We start from the raw sequence: 24,953 nt of genomic DNA, 5'->3' as shown, positions 1-24,953 counted from the left end.
ACATAATAATAAATGTTATATCATACAAAGTGTTTTATTCAATAATGCCCCTTATAGGATAAAATGTTAAGTAAACAAAAAAAAGATTATGAGAAAGCCTACTAACCTGAGATTGATTTTATTGACTTTGTTTTTATTGCAAAGTTATCTTATGCTTGGACAAAATCATGTACCTTTTACTTCAAGGTTTGATACAAGTATTAGAGGAGATATGATGCTTATTGGTAATAGTATTGTTAATAGAGATAACAATAAGAAAACTGAGTATGCGAACGATGCTTTTACGGGAGGTACAGATAATAACAACGAGAACATGCAATATATTGATATTGATAATGATCCCGATACCTTTAGTTCAAGTTCTGCAACTCTAAAGGTGCCGGATGCAAGTAGAGCATGTTACAATATTGTGTATGCCGGATTGTATTGGTCTGGTGTCTACACACAAGCTTCTTTAGATAACAAAACGGTAAAGCGAAGTGATTTGGGCAATATTAAGTTTATGCTTGCCAATGAAACGACTTATAATAATATTACAGGAAGTTTAATTTACGATTATTATAATAATAATCCAAAGACAACAAATGGAGATCAAATACCGTATGCTTATTATGCTAACGTAACACAACTTTTAAAAGATTCAAAAAATCCTGAAGGAGAATATACGGTAGCAAATGTTAATTCTGCTCGCGGTAAATTGGGTAATGGAGGATATGCTGCAGGGTGGTCCTTATTTGTTATTTATGAAGATCCAAATTCAAGTGCAAAATACATTACTGCTTATGATGGTTTCAGCTGGATTAAAGCTGGTGGTGCCGATTTGACTTATAGAATATCAGGTTTTAAAACCATACCAACAGGGAATGTAAAAGTAAAATTAGCTTTTGCAGCTTTAGAAGGAGATAAGGGAACAAGCGGAGATACTTATTCTGTAAATGGTACACAGGTTTTTACTACCGAGCGTACAAAAAACAATTTCTTTTGTAGTGTAATTAATGATCTTTCGGGACACAATCTTGCAAGAAGACCAGCCAGTACAAATACACTGGGTTTTGATGCAGGTATTATCGAATTGAATAATGCGAGTAACGCTATTATTAAAAATAATGATACTAGAGCTGATTTAAAATTAACGACCAGTGGAGATGGTTATGGTGTTTATTTTAATGCTTTTAACGTAGAAGTTATAGCTCCTCAAATTGCTCTGACAAAAATTGTAAAGGACACAGACGGGAAGGATATCGGAGGAAAGAATGTGACTCTTGGTCAGGAATTACGTTATGAAATTAGTATTCAAAATAAAGGTAATGATGATGCAACTTCATTAATTATAACTGACCAACTGCCGATAAACGTTATTTTTAATCAAAAAGATGATTTACTTCCATTGCCAAAAGGAATAATAGTAAAAACACCTTATGACCCGGTTACAAGAAAAATTGTATTTGAGGTAACAGATCCTGAATTAATAAAAAAGAATAGTCCTACTGTAAGTACTATCGCTTTTAAAGTTCACGTAGTTCCGGATTGTCGTTCGCTAAGTGAGGCTTGTTCTAACAGTATCGATAATCAGGCTTTTGCTACTTACAAAGGTAAAGAAAATACCAACTTTTCAATAGATGAAAGAGATCCTCAAGGGAGTGTTAATTCAACAGAAGGATGTGCTGTTACACCAAAAGCTACCAATTTTCTAGTAGGAGTAACCGGTTGCGAATATACTGAAAATGTAACCTTATGTACAGAAAGTGTTGACCTTATTCCAGCAAAAGGATATGATAAGTACACCTGGTACAGTGATGCTGAAATGAAAAATAAAATTGGGGAAGGAAATCCATTTAATGTGACCAAAGAAGGGACATATTATGTGTATAACTTAGCAGAAGCACCATGTAGATCTATCTCTCAATCTTTTGTGGTAACCCGTTTTAAAAGTACAAGCACAAACCCTGTGTTACCTTTCGCAAGTGAAGTTTTAACTTGTGCTGATACTGGTCAACCATTTCCAAACATTTATTTGTGTGGAGGTAATGATAAAAAGGAAATAAAAACAAGTATTACAGATGCATCCAATATAGTATGGGAACGCTTCGTTGAAGGTAGTTGTACTGTATCAACAGGTCAAAACTGTCCGAACGAATCATTGACAAGTACTGGAAACCCAAGCGAACTTTGTAAATGGGATCAGGTAGGTATAGGACCTGATTATACTGCAAATGCAAAAGGAAGATACAGATTAACTGTTACCTATAAAGGAGGAGTTTGTTTCAATCGTTTTTACTTTGATGTTTATCAAAATCCATTAACTCCAAAAGAAAAACACACCGATATTATTTGTTCAACAAATGGTAGTATTACTATTGAAGATGTTCCGGCCGGATATGAATATGCAATAAGCAAAGATCCAAGTGGACCTATTGGGGCGTATCAGTCAAGTAATATATTTCCAATTAGTACTCCAGGTTCTTATACCGTACATATTAAACAAACAGCTGTAACTACATTTCCATGTGATTTTACAGTTGAAAAGATCCTTATCAGAAATCTTGATGTTGATGTTAAGACTGTAATTACCCAACCTCTTTGTGCAGGTAATAAGGGTAGTGTAGAAGTTGCAGCAAATAATGTGAATCCAAATTATACTTTTGTTATCAAACAAGGTACGACAACAGTTCAGACCGTTGGGCCAGCTTCTCCAAATAATGCAAAATTCGATTTACTTCCAGGTAATTATGATCTTATTGTTACAACATCTGATGGTTGTACTCATACAAGTGAGGTAAAAATAGTTGCACCAGAGGCGCTTACTGCGACTTATGATGTAAAATCATTAACGGCATGTTCAGACGGAGAAATTACAGTAAATCCTAAAGGAGGTACAGGACCTTATTATTACTCTATAAATGCGGAACCGTTTGTTGCTGAGAATAAAATTCCTGTAATAAATCCGGGCGGCAGCTACAGTATTATAGTAGTTGACAGCCATGATTGTGCCTATACAATTCCAACATTTTCAGTAAATCCTATTGCTAAACCAACGGTTACTATAAATTCGAAAAATTTAAGTTGTTACAATGCTAAAGAAGGAGAAATTTCGATTTCAGTTTCTCCGGCAGATTCTGGTTATACCGTTTCTTATAGTGTTAATGGAGGTACATATACATCTTTACCAACAACAGGTTTGACTAAAGGGGATTACAAGGTTATTGTAAAATATACAATTGGCGGAGTAGAATGTACTGACCCGGAAAAAACAATTACAATTAATGGGCCAGCATCAGAGTTAACAGCTTCTGGTGGTGTGGCTGAATTATCTGGTTGTGGACCAACTGGACATGAAGACCAAGGTTTAGTAAGAATTACTAACGCTCAGGGAGGTGTTCCATTCCCTGCTCCAGATCTTTACAGATACAGTTTTGATAATGGCGATACTTGGATTACAAGTAATCAGGCTTATGTTGAGCCTCGTGCAACGCCTTATACTTTATTAATTAAAGATGCTGCAGGTTGTATATTTGAGGTTAAAGGAATTGTCTTAGATCCAAAACCTGCAAAACCTACTTTTGATGTTTCAGATGCTGTTTACAACTGTAACGGACAAGGGACAGTGACAGTAACAGCTAATGTTTCTACAAGTGCAAGTTATACCTATTCCTACTATATCGGTAAGCCAGACCCGGCAAATCCTGGTAGTTATATTTATACACTAAATACAAATACTCCTGCTAACGTTTATAAAGATTTACCAGCTGGTGATTATAAAATTAAAGTAGAATACACTTTAGTACAGGTTCCTACATTCAGTAATTTGTTAAAAGAAGATTTTGGAAACGGAGCTGATACTACTTCGCCTGGAATTAATAGTGTTTACTGTTTTGAAAGACAAGATGCTATTGTAGATTGTAATAAATTCAATGTATGGCATCCTTGGTTAATGAACGATGGAGAATATACAGTTACAAAAGGTATTCTTCCTGATCATGATCCAGATTTTGGATGGGTAATACCAACAGACCATACTAAAGCACCTGGCATACCTGATGGTAGGTATTTGGCAATTAATATTGGTGGTGAAGCAGAAGGTATTCCTGTTGGAACAATTATTTATAGTAAGCCAATTCATGATGTTATTCCAAAACAAGATGTTAAGGTTACTTTTTACGCTTTAAATTTATTAAAAAGTACAAATTTAAAGGCGGCACCAGATTTAACGATCGAGTTGAGTAAAAATGGAGTAGCAGTTCCCGGAGCTTCTATAAAAACAGCAAAAATTACTCAGAACGAGCAATGGAATAAAATTGAACTTGCAATTAATCCGGGTGATAATACAGATCTTGATTTTGTAATTAAAACGAATATTGCAATTGTTGACGGAAGTGATTTGGCGGTAGATGATATTTTAGTTTATCAATTACCAAAATCATGTTTATCTGCTGAAGTATTAGATTTAAAAGTAGAAAACGGAAAAGGATTTAAGGCTGAAGTTAAAGATATTAATGGTGTTTCTTGTAGTGATAGTGCCGATGGTAGATTTAGCATTTACGTAGAAAACTTTGATACTACAAACGGATTCTATTATACTTTAAATGGTGGCGCTACATCTCCAACATGGGTACAATCTACAGTTTCTCCTGTTCATATTACAGGGCGTACTTCAGGTACTTATGATGTTCGCGTTCGTTATGCAAATGATGCTGCATCTTGTAATTTTACAATTCCAACATTAGTTCCATCTAAAGATCCATTTATTGTAAATGCAACTGCATCCGCAGCTACTTGTAAAGGTGCAACTGTTACGGCTACGGCAATTGGAGGAACACCTGGTTATACGATTACGATAAAAGATAAAAATTCTCCATACACTAAAACTTTCCCAAGCGACGGGATTTTGAACGAAGTTCCAGCTGGTACTTATATTATCTCAGGAGTAGATTCTAAATCTTGTACTGATGATATGGATACGGAACTGGTAATTGATCCTGCATCTATACCACAGGCTGAGGTAGTTCAAAATACAGGTTTGTGTTTTGATAATAATACCGGTGCTAAGATTACTGTTAATATTATTGGAGGAGTTGGTCCTTTTAGGTATAAAGTAAGTACTGATGGAGGTACTAATTACGGATCTGTAAGTGCAGCATTTAATGAAACATCATTTGATTATCCTGTGACTGCTCCTGGTACTTACACTTTCTTGATTACAGACGGTAATAGCTGTGATGCTCTGGCAGTAAGTCAAACAATTACTAAGCAAATTTCAGCTCGTTCATCTATTAGCGGCGCATTAACTTGTACAACAGGGAATGCAACTATTGAAGTTAAGATCGATGGAGGAACTGCTCCATATAAATATGAAGTAAAGAATAAAACAACAAATGCTGTTTTATTCACAAGCGGAGATATTACTGGTCCAACATTTACATATACTAATGTTCCGGGAACTTATGTTTTCACAATCACAGATAAAAACGGTTGTAAAGCAGTTGAAGAAATAGAAGTTAAACAAACAGAGCCTGTAACTGCAGAACATAAAGTTGAAAATGTTACATGTTATGATGCTAAAAATGGTTATGTAGATATTACGCCATTAACAGGTGTTGCTCCATTTAGCTATCAGTTTAATGGAACAGGTACTTTTGGACCAGACACTCATTATGGTAACTTAGAAGGTTCTGTTGCCGGAATTGAGTACAGCTATATCATTAAAGATGACTTAGGTTGTGAGCAAACGTATAAATTTAAAGTTTACCAACCAGAAGATTTAAATCCTTCTGCATCAATCACGATACCATATACTTGCGAAACATCTGCGACAATTTCAGCTTCTGCTATAGGTGGTAATGCTGGTGGTTATACTTTTGTATTAAAAAATACAACTACAAACACGACTGTAGGAAGTAATACTACTGGTCTTTTCGAGAATTTAACAACTCCGGGAAGTTATTCTGTTACGGTTACAGATAGTAAAAATTGTTCTAAAACAGTTGTTGCAGGAACAATTAATGCAGTGAATCCTCCAAAAGGAATGACGATTAATAATTCTGCAGTAACTTGTCCTTCAAATAAAGCAACAGTGACTATTACTGATGTTGTTAATGCTTCAAATGTAGCAGTACCGACGACAGGTTTAGAATATAGAATAAAAGCACCAGCGGCTTACGCAACAACTACATTCCAATCTAGTAATTCATTTCCTGGATTAGATGCCGGTGTAACCTATACTTTTGAAGTTAGAGATGCAAATAAATGTCTTTATGAAAAAGTTTATGAAATTAAAGCATTACCGGTTTTTACAGTTTCAGTTAAATCTAAAAATGACATTTCATGTTTAAATGCTACTGATGGAAGTGCTGTATTTACAGTTTCCGGATTAGGTAATGTTGTTAGATACAGCTATCAAGTTGATGCTTTAGCAGCAGTTACAGGATTACAATCTCCTTCATCAGGAACTTCATTTGATATTTCTGTACCGGGATTAAGTGCTGGAGATCATAAAATTAGAGTTACGAATACAGATACAACTTGTTTTGTTGAACAAACGGTTACAATAGCTGCACCAACAGCACAATTAGCATTAGATCCGGAAACGTTGACTCATGTTACTTGTAAAGACAATGGAACCGCTACAATTAATGTAGTTGGCGGATGGGGAAATAATACTTATGTAGTAACGCCTCCTACAGGTCCGGCAATTAGCCAACCATCAAACTTGTTTACTAATTTAGGAGCAGGAAATTATACCTATACGGTTACTGATTTGAGAGGTTGTTCAGTAGATGGAAGCTTTACTATTAACGATAAAGTTTATCCGACTGCAAGTATAGATGCAACAGCAACTGATTTATGTGCTGGTGGCGCGGGAGCTACAATTACAGTTACTCCTAGCAATAATCCTAATTTTGTATATAGCATCAATAAAGGAGCACAAAAAACTAGTGGAATTTTTACAGGATTAATTCCTGATGAATACATTGTTACAGTTACAGATATTACTACAGGTTGTTCAATAGACTTACCAAAACAAGTAGTGGCTGTTCCTGTAGTAGTTACAGATCATAAAATCACTAAAAAATTAGATTGTAACACTAGCACAGATGCTATTATCGAAGTTACAATTGGCAAGGGATATCCGGACTACAGATATAGAGTAAATGTTAATGGAGCTGGTTTCCCTGCAACATATACAGATCTTGGAGCGGGAGTAACTACATTTACATATCCTGCTGCTGTGGCTGGTTCTTATGTGTTCGAAATTTTAGACAGTAAAGGATGTAAAACAGGTTTCACAGAAAATATTGCTACTAAAGTAACTCCAGATTTTACGACTGATATCACAGTTGTTAAATGTTTTGGAGCCTCTACAGGAAAAATAATTGTAACGGCAACTCCAACTTCTGGGACTTATGAGTACAGTAAAGATAATGGGCTTAATTGGCAAGCATCTAACGAATTTGCAGGATTAGAAGCCGCTTCTTACGATATCGTAGTTAGAGATACTAATACAAAATGTTTTGTTGCTAAACCAGTGATTGTTACAGGTCCGGCGGCTATATTTGAAGCAGATGCGAAAGTTACAACTGACTTAAAATGTGCAACAAATAATGCTTCTCAGGCAGCTGTTATAACAGTTACTGCTTCAGGAGGAACTCCATATACAGGAACAAACAAATACAGATATACTTATGATACTGGAAACCCGGCGACATCAGTAAGTTTATCAAATTCAAATACATTTACAATTAATGCTGATGGTACTGTAAATATTACAGTTACAGATGCTAATGGTTGTACGGTGGCAACTTCAGCTACGGTTGTACCATTGACTCCTCCAACTCTTATAGCTTTTTCATCGCCGGCTATTACTTGTGAGGTTTCTAAATTAACAACAGATTTAAAAGTTGACGTTACTGGCGGTAAATTACCGTTGAAATATGAAATTACTAGTTATACAGCTGCAACTGCACCAACTGGTGGATTAGTTGCAACAAATATCAACGCTAACACTTATACTTTTACAGGTTTAGTTTCTGGAACTTATAATTTCACTATTACAGATGATAACGGTTGTACAAAAACAGGGACAGCAGTAATAGATCCTGTAACTCCAATTTTGGAATCAGGTAAAATTGATGCAAATGTATCTTGTAGAGATTTGTCTGATGGTAGACTTGTTTTCACCATATCCGGAAATACTAACGGAACTACAGGTTATAACTATAGCTTAACCGGAAGCACAGGTGTAATTACTACAGGTATTTCTAAAACAGGCGATGTAATTACATATTCTGGATTAAAAGCAGACTCATATACATTTAGTGTTACTAACAACCTTACAAAATGTGAGGCTCATGAAACTATCGTATTAACAAATCCTACTGCAGTTACAATTGTAAGTGCAACAGGACCTAAAGTATTCTGTGATAGAAATGATACAACTATAACTGTTACCGCTAATGGCGGAACAGGAACATTGTATTATGCTGTGGTTAAAGCAGGTTCAACAGAACCAACTTATCCGGCAGATTATACAACTACAAAAACTTTCTCTAAAAACACGCTTGTTGATGGAGAGGATTATGATGTTTATGTAAGAGATTCGAAAGGATGTCCGGCTCAAACAACTGCTCATATTACCAGAGATGCAGTACCAACTGTTGATCCAATTGGTGTTACATGTTTTGCAGGTTCTCCAATTACTATTTCAATGTCTGGAACGGTATTCCCTGGATCAGGTATTTTATATGGTATAGACGGAAATTATAGTACAAATCCTGTGAAAACAATTACAGATTCAGGTACTTATGAATTAACAGTTAAAGATGACAACGGTTGTATATCTGCAGTGTTTGATTTAAATATTTCTGATAAATTATTACTTACAGTAAAACCAGATAAAAACATTACATGTACTCCTGTTGCCCCATTTACAACAGCTCAGGCGCAAGTTACATTAAGCGCAAGCGGGGGAGACAATAGTTATGTGTATGGATACAGTACAAGTATTTCAGGACCATTTACAACAATGCCTGGTAATGTATTTAACACATCAACTCAGGGAACTTATTATTTTAATGTGACTTCTGCCGGATGTTCTCAATCATCTACAGTTGGTGTAGAGCTAACAGATCCTGTAAAACCAACTGCAGACGCAGACGTTACAGACTTAAATTGTTTCCAATCTGCTGATGGTGTTGTGACAATTGTTCCAAAAACAGGAGTAGGTCCATTTAAATATAGTTTTAATGGAGGTACACCAACAGATAACCCTACATTCACAAATTTAGCGGCTTCTACTGGTCTTGGATATCCATATACTATTACTGATGCTAAAGGCTGTATATCTGATGTAGCGTATGCTGTTGTGAAAGAACCTGCTGAAATTCAGTTTACATACTCAACAGTTGACATGCTATGTCCTGGTCCATCTTTAGGTTCGGTTACGGTTAGCGCCGTTACCAATGGTGATGGTCCTTATACATATGAATTAAGAAATATAGTTACAGGTACTAAAATTGTTGATAATCAGGATGGAATTACACCATATACATTTGACGATTTAAGTTATGGAGATTTCATATTGACAGTTTATGATAGTAATGGCTGTCCTAGTGTTAAAAAGGATGTTAAAATTATTGCTCCGCCAAGCGATTTAAATATTGATTTAACGATACCAATTGCTACGTGTTCTGATGGTGCAACTATTATTGTTGATTTAAATCCACTTGTTTACCCTGCAAATCCTGATTATAGGTTTGGAATTTATGATACTCCAGGTATACCATTTGCAAGTGTCTTATTGCCGGCTGATCCTGGATTCCCGTTAAGACATACTTTTACAGGTTTAACTCCGGGAGTAGTTTATACTTTTGTTATATATGATCCAATTACTAATTGTTATTACTTTAAAAAAGCCGATGGTGCAGTTGCCCCAATAACTTCGTTAGCTAGTGTAGCTACTGCAATTCCTGTTGCTTGTAAAAATACACCAACAGGTGGCGTATCTATTTCTCTTAGTGGTACAGCAGCTTCACAAGTAAACTATGAAATCTTTTATGATAATTCAGACAAAAGTGCAGGCATTACTGATGTAATAACTATGCCTACTACTGTTCCTGTAGAAGTAAGAGGTCTTAATCCTGGAACTTACTATGTGAAATTCACAGAACTAGATGGTTCTGCTATAGGTTGTACATCGGCATCAGCTCCTTTTGTTGTAACAGAGTCATCTGTAGATTTATCTGTAACTGCAAATTCTCCAAAAAAGGACAACTGTAAAAACGATGCCGGACAGGTAGTTGCGACTCCTAAAGGAGGAACAGGTCCATTCAAGTATATTATTAATCAATCTGCTACACCTCCATTAGTAACTGATGCGTGGGGTGCAGATAATGATAATATTTTTAATGTAGAATCAGGTTCTTACTACGTTTGGGTTAAAGATGCTTACGATTGTATTAAATCTACGACTGTAGATGTTGATTTAGACCCAAGCCCGGAAATTGATAAATTAGAAATTGTAGACAAATGTGCTGTTGACGGTAAGTTTGAAGTTACAGTTTCAATGACAACTCAAGGTATCGCTCCTTATTACGTTAGTGTAAATGGAGGTGATTGGACTGAAATTAAAGACGCAGTTCCTTTCCCTTATACGATTAAAGACTTAAGCTTTGGACCAGTAATTGTAAAAGTTAAAGATTTTAACGATTGCGAGGATTCAGATAATATCACGATTACAGAAACACCTAAGGCTAGTGCGCAAGTAACAAAACAATTAGATTGTTCAGTTTCTGGAAATGCGGTAGCAAATGCTACAATAACGGTTAAAGTTGAAAAAGGTACTCTTCCTTATTTTAGTTATGAGGTTAAAAAAGGTGCGTCAGGTTCATACGTTGCTTTTACGCCAACAACTACTGTAGCAGCTGGTGTTACAACATTTACCTATCCTGTTGCTGCAGCCGATGCTGATGTATATAAATTTAGAATTACAGATGCAAATGGTTGTCCAATTGAGACTTCGGAAGTTACTGTTGAGGAAATTGTACCAATTGATCCGGATTATACACCAATCCAACCTTTATGTAACGGTGGCAATGGTACTATAGAAGTATCTGCAAAAGGAGGAAAAGGCCCTTATACTTATAACTTTAATAATTTAGGATTCTCTAAAACAACGCTATATACAGTTGCAGCAGGAACTTATCCGTTTATTGTAAGAGATGCTTTAGGATGTGAGGTTACCAGTTCAGCAACTTTAGGAGAACCTACTTTATTAGAGTTATTAACTCCGGAAATTACAGGACTTACTTGTGGAACTGGAAACGTGGCGCAATCTGCAACAGTAGTACTAAAAGCTACTGGTGGTACTGGTAATTATACGTACAGTTTTGACGGAGGTGATTTTATAGATAAGGACACTTATACTGTAAACGAAAATAGTACCAAAACAGATCAGCATATTCTTTATTCAATTAAAGATGAAAATGATTGTGTAGTACATGGTTTTGTTGATATATTGAGATTAGTTCCTCCTAGTGATTTTGTATTAACACCAGGACTTGCAATTACATGTTCGAGAGGGACTACAACTGCTACTATTTCAGGAGTTGTTGGAGGTGTTGGAACATTAACGTACCAAATTATTTCGCCTGCTTCTGCAGTTAGAGATAACGGTACTGTTACGACATTTACAAACCTTTTACCAGATGTTGAATATGTATTCCAGGTAACAGATGAAAATAAATGTACTTTTCAAAAAAGACTTAAGATTGATAACGTTATCAAAATTGATATCAAAGAACTGTCTACAGATGGAATTACTTGTGCTACTGCAACTGATGGAAAAGCTAGTTTCTTCGTTTCTGGTTTTGGTTCAAATTCAGGAACATATCAATATACGGTTGATGCACCAGGCACTGCGGTTACTGGCTTAACAAATCCAGTAATCAATTTAACAGGATTAAGTGCCGGACACCATACAATAACTGTGTATGACGACGAAACAGAATGTTCTTTGGTATTAGGGTTTGACATCGCAGCTCCGCCTGCAGCTTTAGTTTTAGCGACTCCGGTAGTAACACCATTAGGTTGTACAACTCGTGGTAAAGTTATTTTAACAGCATCTGGTGGATGGGGTGATTACACGTTTACGTTAACACAACCAGATAATACTCAAATATCTAATACGAATGGTGTTTTCGAAAATCTTACTCAAACAGGACCTTATGACGTTGAAGTAAAAGATGCAAACAATTGTACAGATAAAGTAACAGATTCATTTGAATTGCTTGTTGCTCCTCTACCAACATTAACAATTGCGACAACATCTGATTATTGTTATTACAATACAAATTCAACTACTATAGAGATTACTGCGGCAAGTACATCTACTTTCCCAGTGACTTATGAGTATTCTATTGATAATGGTGAAACATGGCATTCAACATATACATTCGATAAATTAACTCCGAAAACGTATTTGATAAAAGTTAGAGATAACTATGGTTGCGAATCTGCAGCAACAAGTACAGAGATTAAACCGCAGCTTTTTGCTTCAGCAAAAAAAAGAGAAGATATTTTCTGTACCAATGTTGACGGAACAATTAGAGTAAGTGCTATTGGTGGTTACCCTGATTATAGCTACACAGTGGCTATTAATGGAGCACTGGCTTCTGGTAAAATTCCATTTGGACCGGGTGCAACTTTTGTAGATTACGCAGTTAATGCAGCTACTCCGGGTACTTATGTATTTACAGTATACGATCAGCATGATTGTGAATACCTAATCGAACCAATTGAAATGACTGCTCCAACTCCGGTTGTATATACTCCAAAACCAACTTCGCCATATTGTGCAGGAGGTCAGGGGAATATGGCTAATGGTACAATCTTGCTTGAATTAGCAGCAGGTAATAACGATATTGATTACAAATATAGCATACAGCTTACATCTGCTCCGGGAGGTCTTTTGATTACACAAGACACACCTTTATTTACAGGTTTAACAGCAGGTACTTATGCAGTAAATGTAACTTCTGGAAGAAATTGTGATGCACCAAATACGGTTGTTATCAATAATCCTTCTTTAGTAGAAGCTACTGCTACACCTTCAGCATTTACATGTTCAGGTACTAATACTACAAATTCTACAATAGTAGAGGTTACAGCTACAGGTGGTGCAGGAAGTGGTGCAATTAAAGATTATTTGTATAGTGAAAATGGAACAAACTGGAAAGAAGACAATAAATTCATTGTAGATAATGAGGTAGCGCAAACATTAACATTCTATGCTAAAGATGCTAATGGTTGTATTGATGATGTTACAATTCCACTTGAGGCATTCCCTAAATTAACGGCTGCTACAGCAACTTTATTTGAAAGAGCTTCTTGTGATAACAATGGACATGAAACAATTAAGGTAGCAATTTCAGGTGGTTCATCTCCGGCTAATTTTGATTATGAAGTTTACCAAGATGGTCTGCTTTTACAAGCGGCTACTCCAGTTGGAGCAGGAAACACTAGTTTCGATTACATAGCTCCAACAGCAGGTCATTTCTATCAGTTTAAGATTATTGATAATACTACATTTTGTTCTGTTATGACAGATGCTTATAATGTACCATTATACGAAACAGCAAAAGTTGTTGCAAAAGCTTCTACAGCAGTATCTTGTAATGGTGGAACAAATGGTGAAATCACAATCGATGTGATAGATTATACAGGAACTTACACTTACCAGGTTTTCAATGGTGGTGTAGCTGTAACAGGTGTTTTAGGACCTATAGATAGTGCAACGACTAATCCATTTACAATTCCGGTTGGAGTTGGTGCAGGAAGCACTTATACAGTAGTTATTAAAGAGAATGATTATCCATTCTGTTCTGTGACTTCTAATACATTTGAAATTACTCAACCACCAGTATTAGATTTGATTAGTTTCAAACCAACGGTTAAAAATCAAAATTGTCGTTCGACAGGTGCGGTTATTACAATCGATGAAACACAAATTGTGGGAGGTACAAAAGGATATAAATATGTTGTGGTTTCACCAACAGCAGGAGTTCCGGCTGATGCCTCATTTAAAGATGAAAAAATAATAACAATTCCAACTGCAGCAATTGCTCCGGCATTTGATACTTGGCATGTTTATGTAATGGATGCAAAAGGTTGTAAAGCATTTGTACCAGTAAACATTTCATTAGATCCAATGCCAGCTATTACTAATGTAACTGTAGATAGTCCTTGTTATGATGTTAATGGTTACAAAATTAATGTTGTTGCGACAGGAGTAGCTAAGTTACAATACAGCTTAGATGGAAAACAATATCAGGATGATGCCTCTTTCATTGTAAAAAATGCTGGAGATTATACTGTATGGGTAAGAGATGCGAATCAATGTGTTGTACAAACTACAACTGCATTTAACATTCCTGCACCGCTTACGCTAAAAGCAGAAATTACTACAGACCCAACTTGTATGACAGCTACTGGTGTGGTTACATTAACTGCAGGCGGAGGTAAAATGCCGGCAAATTATTTATACACAAAAGATAATTGGAATACGACATCTGTAGATAACATATTTAGAGACTTAGCACCAGGAAATTATACATTTATTGTAAGAGATATTAGTACAACTCCAACATGTGAGAAATCGGTAGATGTTAAAATCGAAATACCAACTCTAATAACTGGAATCACCGCAACAGGTTATGCTGTAACTTGTAATACTTACAGAGATGGACGTATAGAGGTTAAACTTGATGCTGCAAATAATAACCCAGAGTACAGATACAGTCTTACTTCTGGTCCGGAAACTAGAGCTATTCAGGATTCGCCATACTTCTACGATTTACCAGCAGGTGATTATGTGGTAACGGTAATTTCTGGTAAAGGATGTCCTGGAACTGCTGATGTAACTGTAGGTGAGCCGGCTCCGATTGTGGTAGATGAACCAATCGTTACACAGTACCTTTGTAATGTAGGTAATACAGCTATAGACGCTACAATTACAGTTCCTGCAGGTTCAGTAAGAGGAGGTTCTACTACTTATATCAGATACCAATTTGTGAGAGACGGTAAAGTAGTTCAGGATGATAACAGAAATACTTATACTGAATCGGATTACTTAGGTGGTAGATATGATGTCTATGTATTTGACAGTAAAGGTTGTCAGGGCGGATACTCTTCAGTTACAATTGCTCAGTATGTAGATATAGCTCGTTTAGATCTTGCTACAACAAAAATTAACTGTAGAGATGCTGAGTCAGTTCAGGTAACAGCTATTCCAACAAGAGGAACATTACCAACATTGACATACACAATTGAAGGAACAAATAGTACAGTTTACCCTGTTACAAATGGAGTAAATGGATTATTCACAGGGCTTAGACCAGGTACATATTTAATTAAAGTTACCAATCCGGTAACAGGTTGTGGTGTAGAAAAACCATATATTGTTAACGAGCCAAACACGTTCCGTTTTGTAGCTTCAGATGTTAAAAATGTGACTTGTTTCACAGATACAGATGGTAGTATAACATTAACATTCGTTGATGATATTCCAACACCAACAGATGAAGCAGGTCCGTTTACATATGTATTAACACGTGGATCTGATGCGCCGATAAGCGGAAGTTCAAATAGTACAACATTAGTACTTCCTAACTTGGCAGCTGGTAAATATACGATCACCGCAACATTAGATGGAGTTCCATATTGCCCTGTTACGACAAGCTTCACTATCGAAGGTCCGGCAGCAGCATTAGAAATTTTACCATCTAAGAAAGATATTACTTGTGTGACAGGTAATGATGACGGAGAAATTCGTGTAAGTGCTCAAGGCGGATGGTCAGGTGATTATTTATATAAATTGGATGGTCCGGTTACAGTAGATTTTTCTACTCAAAACATATTCCCGGGATTAAAAGCAGGATTGTATACCGTTTCTGTTAAAGATGCTGGCGGTTGTGTTGATACTGATCAGATTCTATTAGAGGATCCAAAACCAATTGTGGTTACAGCTTCATCAAACATTACATTATTATTATGTAATGGAGATATGAGCGCGACTATTACTGCGACTTCGGTTACAGGTGGACAGGGTAGTAATTATTTATATACTTTAAATACTACTTCTTCTACTCCTGTGAGATCTTCAGGACCTCAGCTTTCACCTTCATTTGCTGGTTTAGGCGTAGGAACATATACAGTAACCGTAACAGATGGATTTAATTGTATTGGAGAATCTGCTCCAATAACAATTACGGAACCTTCTAAAGTTCAACCAAGTTTGGCTGAAACTAGACAAAGAACATGTCTTACAGATACTCAACTTACTTTAAGTGTTATTGGTGGTACGCCTCCTTACACTTATAGTACCGATGGTGTAAACTATTCAACAGTTCCGTTTCCAAGTTCAGTTCAGTTTGAGGTAATTCCAGGTAAATACAAGTATTATGTGAAGGATGCCAACGGATGTATTAGTTTTGATACTAACGAAATTACAATTCCGGCACTTGAACCATTGTTGGCTAATGTAGATACAACACACGCAGTAGTATTATGTCGTGAAGATGCAAGTGGAGTAATTGTAGCAAATGCTACAGGAGGATTAGGAAACTACGAATATACTTTGTTAGATAAAGATGGAAATGTACTGAAAGGACCACAGTCAGAAGGTAGATTTGATAAGCTTTTAGCTGGTGATTATAAAGTAGTTGTGAAAAGTGGTGATTGTCAAACTCCACCAGAGGATGTTAATATTAGTCAGCCGCAAGAGGTATTCTCGGCAGAATTTATCCCAACAGCAGTGAAATGTTTTGGTGGTAATGATGGACAAATTGAAGTAATTGGTAAAGGAGGAACAGGACGTTATACGTATTCTATTTCACCAAGAAACGATCAATTCTTCGACACAAACATTTTTACGAAATTAAAAGCTGGTTTCTATACTGTTATAGCAACAGATGAAAATGGATGTTATGATCCTGAAGTAGTTGAGGTTAAACAACCTTTAGCACCACTTTCAGTTGTAGAAACTCCTGGTAAGACTGAGGGAGAACAATGTGCAGGAGAACGTAATGGTACATTTACAATTGACATTGCGGGTGGTACAGCTCCTTATATGGTTAGTTTAAATGATATTAATGGTACTTACCAACCGGTTAACGGAACACAACATACATTTGAGAATCTTGCAGGAGGTATTTACACCGTATTTGTGAAAGATGGTGGAAACTGCCCTCAGGAAGTAGAAGTGAGTGTACCATTGCCGGTTACTCTTAATCCTAAAGTTAAAGTAACTTATGATTGTGTGAACAATGCGCAGTCAAATATGGTTATTGTTTCGATAGATGAATCTAATACAGATCCAACGCAAATTAGTTATGCACTAGATAATGGAACATTCCAGCCAAGCAATATCTTTACAGATGTTTCTGGAGGAGAACCACATTATGTAACAGTAAGACATACTAACGGATGTGAAGTATCGACAGACTTGTTTGATGTAGACGCAGTTGATCCGGTAAGCCTGATTGATACAACAAAACAAAGCAATGAAATCAATACGATATCAGTAAAAGCTTCGGGAGGTATTGCTCCTTACGAGTACAGTTTCAACGGAGAACCATTCTCTTCATCAAACACGTATAGAATCTACAAAACAGATGTTTACAAAGTAATTGTAAGAGACAAAAATGGTTGTGAGGCAACAATTGATGTTCCTGGTATATTCTACGATTTCTGTCTGCCGAACTACTTTACACCAAACGGTTCAGGTGCTAATACTACTATTGGTCCTGATTGTGGAGCATTAGCTTACAAAGATCTGACATTCGATGTTTACGACAGATACGGTAGAGTAGTTGGTAAATATAAAGTTGGAGGAAAATGGGATGGTAGATACAACGGAAACGAATTACCAACAGGAGATTACTGGTATGTTCTTAAACTGAATGATCCTAAAGATCCGAGAGAGTTTGTTGGACATTTCACATTATACAGATAACAAAATTATAGCCCCAATGATGTTATCTAAAAAAATTATTACAATGAAAAAGTTTATTTTATCCTTAGTACTCATGGCTGTAACAACAAGTTACAGCCAAGAGTTAAACCTACCGGTGTTTACGCAGTATTTAGCGGATAACCCTTTTATTCTTTCACCTGCTTATGCCGGTATTGGAGATAACCTCCGTATCAGGGCCAATGGTTTAACACAGTGGGTCGGAATTAAAGATGCACCGGATAACCAATCATTGTATGCAGATTTTCGTGTCCTGGATCGTTCGGGAGTTGGTATATCACTCTATAACGATAGTAACGGAAACACCAGACAAACAGGAGCTAAAGTTTCGTTTGCACACCACCTTATTTTAGATTATTATTCTGAAAAATATCTATCGTTTGGTATCTCGTATAACATCAATACCTTTCGTTTAGAAACAGGGAATTTTGAAGGAGTTGGAGGTGGTCTTGATCCTTCTGTAACAGATAATCGTCAAACTTCAAATAATAACTTTGACCTTAGTGCTTTGTACCGTCATAAAGGATTTTATTTAAGTTTTAACGCCAATAACGTTTTAAAGAAAAACCTGACTAGGGATAGAACAAATGAACCGGATTTGCTTTCTAACTTCCAGGTATATTCCGGATTCACATTTAGAGATGGTGAAAACAGACGTATCGAATATGAACCATCGGTTTTCTTTCAGTATTTTGCAAGTGACCAGCGTTCTACTACCGATTTTAACTTCAAATACAGACGTTACAATCGTTACGAAGATTATTATTGGATTGGAGTTTCGTATCGTTTCTTAAACGACCAGTTTCCAAAACCTTTGGCTGCAGGTCCAATGGCTGGTTTTATGAAATCAAAGTTCTACTTTGCATATTCTTACCAGTTGATGTTTAACGGTCTTGGAAGTTATAATTCAGGAACACATTCGATAACAATCGGATTTGATTTCTTACAATCGATCAGTAACTGTCCATGTACACAGAGCCCTGTTCACGACTAATCGTCAAATAACGATTATAATTTAAGCCCGAAAAAGGCTAATATTTTTAAAGCGAGTCGCAACATTAAGTGTTTTTACCGCAATAATTTGAAATAAATTTTCAATAACATTAAATTTGGAATCCTATCGTTTTGTTTTTCAAAAAGGTATAAATCAAATTTGATTCATGAAAGCAAAATTCTCACTTTATGCGAAACACACAGTATTGTGCCTCGCTTTTTTATTTTTGCCGTATGCATTTACGTCTACAGATACTGTTTTTTCATTACCAAATTTGTATACAAATGCACATGACCGCATTTATTTTTTCATCTATTTTACGCTCCTTTGTTTCTTTTACTTCAACTATTATTATCTCATTCCGAAACTATACTTTTCAGAAAAGAAGCTTTTATATTATTTAATCATAATCGTTTTTCTTTTATTCTTTCTATGGATTTCAACAGTTCTGGATCACCCAAGCCGTAATTTTTTGGATTTTGAATATCATTCAGGAAAGTTTGCAGGTCATCCAAAACCATTTGACGGTAGATTTCCTCCGCCTCCACATGGAAATCATCTAATGCCTTTTGAATTTAATGGAGGTCCGCCTACGCAATATGGACATACTACGCTTGTGTACTTAATTGGAGTTGCTACAAGTTTACTTTTTGCTATTTCAGGAAGGTTACAAAGTGTCGAGAAAGAAAAAGTAAAATCTGAATTAGCATTTTTAAAAGCACAGATAAATCCGCATTTTCTGTTTAATACATTAAATAGTATCTATGCACTCGCCTTAAAAAAAGACGATAAAACTCCTGATGCCGTAGTGCAGTTATCAGAACTGATGCGTTATATCATGGTCAATTCAAACGATGAGGTTATCGATTTAACCAAAGAAATCAATTATATCAATAACTTTATTTCACTCCAAAAGACCCGCTTAGGAAATACAGTTGCCATTAATTATTCGGTTATTGGAAAAACTTTCGGAAAAGTAATAACTCCTCTGATCTTAATTTCTTTTATTGAAAATGCATTTAAATACGGAGTCAATCCTGACCAGACTTCAGAAATCTACATTAAAATAGATATTGAAGAAGAAATACTAACTTTATACGTTTCTAATAAAAAGACATTTTCCGTTCAGTCAGATTCAGGTATCGGCTTGCAAAATACAATTGAAAGACTGAAATTAGTATATCCAAACAAACATGCTTTAATGATTGAAGATTCAGCAGAAAAGTACGTTGTAAATTTGAGTATTAAAATTCGATGATAAAAGCAATAGCATTAGATGATGAGCCATTGGCATTAGAAATTCTTCAGAGTTTATGTGAAACAATTGATTACATTGAGCTTCGAAAAACGTTTACGAAATCTGATGAAGCATTTAAATATTTAAAGAAATATCCGGTAGATTTATTGTTTTTGGATATCAATATGCCATCAATTTCCGGTTTGGATTTCTACAAAAAGCTACCACACAAAACAATGGTTATTTTTACAACGGCTTATTCTGAATTTGCCGTAGAAGGTTTTACTCTTAGTGCAACAGATTATTTATTAAAGCCAATTTCTGTTGCAAGATTCCAACAGGCTGCAGAAAAAGCATACTCACAATGGAAAACACAAAACCAAAATATAGAACAGCAGTATCTTTTTATTCGTGCAGATTACAGTCTCATTAAAATCTTATTTTCAGACATCTTGTATATCGAAGGTCTCGATGATTATCTTAAAATTCATATTAGAGATCAAAAAACGGTTGTAGCGCGTATGACGTTAAAGGCAATAATTCAAAAATTGCCTGAAACTGAATTTGTCCGAGTGCATCGTTCTTTCATTGTCCCTGTTTCTAAAGTTTCTAAAATAAGAAACAAAATCATCTTTATAGATCAGACTGAAATTCCAATAAGCACCAGTTACGAGGAAGCTTTCTTTACGCTTTTCGAAGGAAAGTGATATAATACCGATTGTATATTAGTATTAGAGCATCTTTTTTATCTGTATTTTTTTATAAGCTCCAGAGCAGCAAAATATTTATAGAAATTCAATTACGTCAATATAAAAGAGCTCCAACGGAGCGAAATCTACAGTCATTGTAAAAAAAATGTAGCTCCTCTGGAGCTTTAGATCCTCCACGGTTATTTTGATTGCTATAAATATTCTGCTTCTCCGAAGCGTATTTTTTCTCTACTATTTTCAGGCTGTTTCTTTCATGCTATATTGGGATTATACAAGAATATGTTTCATTAATTATATAAATATAAAATGGGATAATTTTTACAGGTAAATTTTACTACAAAAAAAAATATTTTATTCGTTTACCTCATAAATAATATCGTTTACCTCAAACTTTTTACAACACATTAAATTCCAATAATTTTACTTCAAAATAACTGTTAATCATTTCATTGAATAACATTAAAAAAGCAAAAAAATGCAAAGAAAAGAGTTTTTAAGAGGTTTGGGTTTAGTAGGAATTAGCACTTTGGCAATTCCAATTATAAATTCATGCAGTAAAGATGATGATTCAGCAGATACTTCAACGGGTACTGATTCAGGTTCAGGTTCATCTTCAGGAAGCTGCTCCGTTACACCATCAGAAACTGCGGGTCCGTTTCCAACTATTTCGCCATCATCTTTAGTCAAATCAAATATTGTGATGGATAGAACAGGGGTGGCCTTTACAATTAAAATTACAGTCAAAAATACCAAAGCAAATTGTGCTGTATTAAAAGATGCGATTGTAGATATCTGGCATTGCGATAAAGACGGTTATTATTCAGAGTATGGAGGAACTTCAATGCAATCAGTAAATTACACTTCAGCTCACTTTTTAAGAGGAAGACAAACTACAGATGAAAATGGTTTAGTAACCTTTACGTCTATTTTTCCGGGATGGTATTCAGGTCGTGCTACTCATATTCATGTGCATATTTATAATTCGGGAGGAACTTCTTTACTGGTAACTCAAATTGCTTTTCCGGAAGGAACAAATAGTGCTGTTGCAACAGTAAATGCATCAAGTGCAAATGGTTATACCAAAGGATTATCCGGCTATACTTATAATGCATCCGATAATGTCTTTTCAGATTCAGTTGCAAATGAGCTTGGAACCGTAACCGGAAGCATTAGTGATGGCTATGTTTTAACCCATACGATCAATGTAGCAAGTTAGTTTAAAAAGTAGTTTATAATGATAGCGCAGATTCCAGCCCAAATTTATAAGTCTGATTCAAGAGGAGTTTTCAATTCTGAAAAGCACAACTGTTTTGCCACTTTTAATTTTGAACAATATCAGGACTTATCCCGTAATGCATTTGGATCGTTAAAAATTTTGAATGAAGTAATACTTGCCCCACAGCAGCGTATTAGCCGATTTATAAATTCAAAAACAAATAGTATCATTTTGCCTTTGTTTGGTGCAATAGAATACAAAGATAGTATTGGCAATGCTGAGTTCCTGTGTGTAGACCAAATTAGGGTTATTGCTGCAGATGATGATTTAACGCTTGAAATTTTTAATCCGTATGAGAATGAAAATGTGAGTTATCTCGAAATTGAATTCGATATGGGAAAACAGTATTTCAAAAACTATTTTCAACAATATAAATTTGATTTCAGTACACACAACAAACTCTACTCTTTGTTTGAAGTCGAAAGAGCTTTAGGATTTATTGGAATATACGACGGAAGAAAAGAGGGATCATTTAAATTAAGAAATTCCAAAAATGGCGTTTTTGCATTTGTGCTCAATGGTGCTTTTGAAGTAGAAAACAGACTTTTGGAAGCAAAAGATGGTCTGGCATTAAAAGAAACAGAAAAAATAGAATGGGAAGCGCTTTCAGAAAATGCAATTTTAATTGTAATTGAAGTTCCATTAAAATCATTTCATTCATGAAGATCACCAAAATAAGACTGGCCTACCGCATTGTAATAGACAAATCGTCTACATTTCTGTGGGATAAATATGTTTTTGAAGATACTTTCAAAGAATATCAGATGCAGAGCCAACAGTTTAATTTGGGAGCAAACAAAAAAAATACATTTAGGGAATTAATGAGCGAAAACGAAAAAGCCAGTCAGCTCCATTTTCTGACCGGTATGGCTGCAAGCGGTTATGTTGAACAATTAAAAGGATACTTTCATCGTGTGACAGACGTTTTAGGGAACAACTATTTTCCTTTCATCAATTATCAGTTAGATATTATAAATACAGATATAGCCGATATATCAAAACATAAAATAGGAATTACTTTTTATACGCCTTTATTAAATTATTTCGGAATTATAGAAGGAAATTATCTGGTTTCTAAAAACATTGAAAACCAAAACGAATACGAAACCATCATGTTTCCGGTACAGAATAATTTGTCTATTTGTTACATTCAGACAGAAGACTAATTGATCCTCCAAAAACAAAAATAATCTAAATTGATTTTTTGCCTTTCCTGTTTTTCTGTTGACAGGAAAGGTTTTTTTATAAAAGGCAGTACTAAATTACCATCTAAAATTGTTTTTATTCTTAAATAAACCATTTTTTTTGTAAATTTATAACGTTTTCGTTCTTTTTATTGCTTCTTTTTTAGTTTATCCGAATTTGTTAGAACTCTAAAAGTCCTATATTTGTTTTTCTTTCTAAAAAAACTAAAAAATTATCAAGATGAAAACTTTAAACGATTTCGATTTTAAAAATAAAAAAGCAATTATCCGTGTAGACTTTAACGTGCCGTTGGATGAGAATTTTAATGTAACTGATACCACACGTATTGAAGCTGCAAAGCCAACTATTGATGCAATTTTGGCGCAAGGCGGAAGTGTAATCTTAATGTCGCATTTAGGAAGACCAAAAGGTGCTGAAGAAAAATATTCATTAAAACATATTTTAAAAACAGCTTCTGAAATTTTAGGGGTTGAGGTTAAGTTTGCTGAAAACTGTGTTGGAGAGCCAGCTCAAACAGCTGCTAAAAATTTACAGCCAGGTGAAGTTTTATTGTTGGAAAATTTACGTTTTCATGCTGAAGAAGAAGCAGGAGATGTAGCTTTCGCTAAAGAATTGGCTTCTCTAGGAGATATTTATGTAAATGATGCATTTGGTACAGCCCACAGAGCACACGCATCTACGACAATTATCGCGCAGTTCTTTCCAAACGATAAAACTTTTGGAACATTATTGGCTAAAGAAATTGATAGCTTAAATAAAGTTCTTAAAAACAGTGAAAAACCTGTAACAGCTGTTCTTGGAGGTTCTAAAGTTTCTTCTAAAATCACAGTTATCGAAAATATCTTAGATAAAGTAGATCACATGATTATCGGAGGAGGTATGACATTTACTTTCATTAAAGCGCAAGGCGGAAAAATCGGTGAGTCTATCTGCGAGGATGATAAACTGGATTTAGCTTTAGAGATCTTAAGATTAGCAAAAGAGAAAAACGTTCAGGTTCATATTCCGGTTGATGTTGTTGCTGCAGACGATTTCTCAAACACAGCAAATACTCAGATTGTAGATGTAACTGCAATTCCTGACGGATGGCAAGGTTTAGATGCAGGTCCAAAATCTTTAGAGAACTTCAAAAAAGTAATTTTAGAGTCAAAAACAATTCTTTGGAATGGTCCGTTAGGCGTTTTTGAAATGGAAACTTTCTCTAAAGGAACAATCGCATTAGGAGATTATATTGCTGAAGCTACTGCAAATGGAGCATTTTCATTAGTTGGAGGTGGAGATTCTGTTGCCGCTGTAAAACAGTTCGGATTTGAAGATAAAATGAGCTATGTTTCTACTGGTGGCGGGGCAATGCTTGAAATGTTAGAAGGAAGAATTTTACCTGGAATCGCTGCGATTTTAGACTAAAATATCACAATTAACATTTTTTTAATTAGTTTTCTTCAATAAAGGGCTTATTTTTGCAAAAGTACACTTCTCGTAATTATTTGAATTACAGAATTTTAAAA

8 protein-coding genes are annotated in these 24,953 nt (G+C 35.3%); all 8 read left to right on the top strand.

The features are described from left to right. Nucleotides 1-88: 88 nt before the first annotated feature. The 8 genes from ACFS3A_RS19505 to ACFS3A_RS19470 all read left to right on the top strand — a co-directional run bounded on the left by ACFS3A_RS19505 (nucleotide 89) and on the right by ACFS3A_RS19470 (nucleotide 24,852). The gene (locus ACFS3A_RS19505) at nucleotides 89-18,004 is read left to right on the top strand and encodes a T9SS type B sorting domain-containing protein (RefSeq protein ID WP_379827235.1); all 17,916 of its coding nucleotides are present in this window, start codon (nucleotides 89-91) and stop codon (nucleotides 18,002-18,004) included. A gap of 43 nt (nucleotides 18,005-18,047) precedes the next feature. After that, a complete protein-coding gene (locus ACFS3A_RS19500; RefSeq protein WP_379827234.1) occupies nucleotides 18,048-19,016 on the top strand; it encodes a PorP/SprF family type IX secretion system membrane protein in 969 nt (322 codons plus the stop codon). A gap of 166 nt (nucleotides 19,017-19,182) precedes the next feature. Next, nucleotides 19,183-20,274 (top strand): sensor histidine kinase, encoded by a 1,092-nt coding sequence (locus ACFS3A_RS19495; protein ID WP_379827233.1) that lies wholly within the window; start codon nucleotides 19,183-19,185, stop codon nucleotides 20,272-20,274. Continuing rightward, the gene (locus ACFS3A_RS19490; RefSeq protein WP_379827232.1) at nucleotides 20,271-20,960 is read left to right on the top strand and encodes a LytR/AlgR family response regulator transcription factor; all 690 of its coding nucleotides are present in this window, start codon (nucleotides 20,271-20,273) and stop codon (nucleotides 20,958-20,960) included. The genes ACFS3A_RS19495 and ACFS3A_RS19490 overlap by 4 nt, the downstream gene beginning before the upstream one ends. A 478-nt stretch (nucleotides 20,961-21,438) precedes the next feature. Next, the gene (locus tag ACFS3A_RS19485) at nucleotides 21,439-22,179 is read left to right on the top strand and encodes a dioxygenase family protein (RefSeq protein WP_379827231.1); all 741 of its coding nucleotides are present in this window, start codon (nucleotides 21,439-21,441) and stop codon (nucleotides 22,177-22,179) included. 18 nt (nucleotides 22,180-22,197) lie between these two features. Next, a complete protein-coding gene (locus tag ACFS3A_RS19480; RefSeq protein WP_379827230.1) occupies nucleotides 22,198-22,902 on the top strand; it encodes a pirin family protein in 705 nt (234 codons plus the stop codon). Then, complete coding sequence (locus ACFS3A_RS19475; RefSeq protein ID WP_379827229.1) at nucleotides 22,899-23,405, top strand: hypothetical protein; 507 nt, start codon at nucleotides 22,899-22,901, stop codon at nucleotides 23,403-23,405. Before ACFS3A_RS19480 ends, ACFS3A_RS19475 begins: the two co-directional genes overlap by 4 nt. Nucleotides 23,406-23,664: 259 nt before the next feature. Continuing rightward, nucleotides 23,665-24,852 carry a phosphoglycerate kinase gene (locus ACFS3A_RS19470; protein WP_379827228.1) on the top strand — a complete coding sequence of 396 codons (1,188 nt, stop codon included), beginning with the start codon at nucleotides 23,665-23,667 and terminating at the stop codon, nucleotides 24,850-24,852. The last annotated feature ends 101 nt before the right edge of the window (nucleotides 24,853-24,953 follow it).

Origin of the sequence: Flavobacterium notoginsengisoli (genome assembly GCF_042686225.1) — a bacterium.
GTDB classification, from domain to species: domain Bacteria; phylum Bacteroidota; class Bacteroidia; order Flavobacteriales; family Flavobacteriaceae; genus Flavobacterium; species Flavobacterium notoginsengisoli.
The sequence above is the reverse complement of the archived record's forward strand: the minus strand, read 5'-3'. Positions and strand labels throughout refer to the sequence as shown.

Excerpts from the sequence above, each read along its gene's own strand:
- ACFS3A_RS19505 (WP_379827235.1), top strand. The coding sequence starts at position 89 with ATGAGAAAGCCTACTAACCTGAGATTGATTTTATTGACTTTGTTTTTA.
- ACFS3A_RS19500 (WP_379827234.1), top strand. The coding sequence starts at position 18,048 with ATGAAAAAGTTTATTTTATCCTTAGTACTCATGGCTGTAACAACAAGT.
- ACFS3A_RS19495 (WP_379827233.1), top strand. The coding sequence starts at position 19,183 with ATGAAAGCAAAATTCTCACTTTATGCGAAACACACAGTATTGTGCCTC.
- ACFS3A_RS19490 (WP_379827232.1), top strand. The coding sequence starts at position 20,271 with ATGATAAAAGCAATAGCATTAGATGATGAGCCATTGGCATTAGAAATT.
- ACFS3A_RS19485 (WP_379827231.1), top strand. The coding sequence starts at position 21,439 with ATGCAAAGAAAAGAGTTTTTAAGAGGTTTGGGTTTAGTAGGAATTAGC.
- ACFS3A_RS19480 (WP_379827230.1), top strand. The coding sequence starts at position 22,198 with ATGATAGCGCAGATTCCAGCCCAAATTTATAAGTCTGATTCAAGAGGA.
- ACFS3A_RS19475 (WP_379827229.1), top strand. The coding sequence starts at position 22,899 with ATGAAGATCACCAAAATAAGACTGGCCTACCGCATTGTAATAGACAAA.
- ACFS3A_RS19470 (WP_379827228.1), top strand. The coding sequence starts at position 23,665 with ATGAAAACTTTAAACGATTTCGATTTTAAAAATAAAAAAGCAATTATC.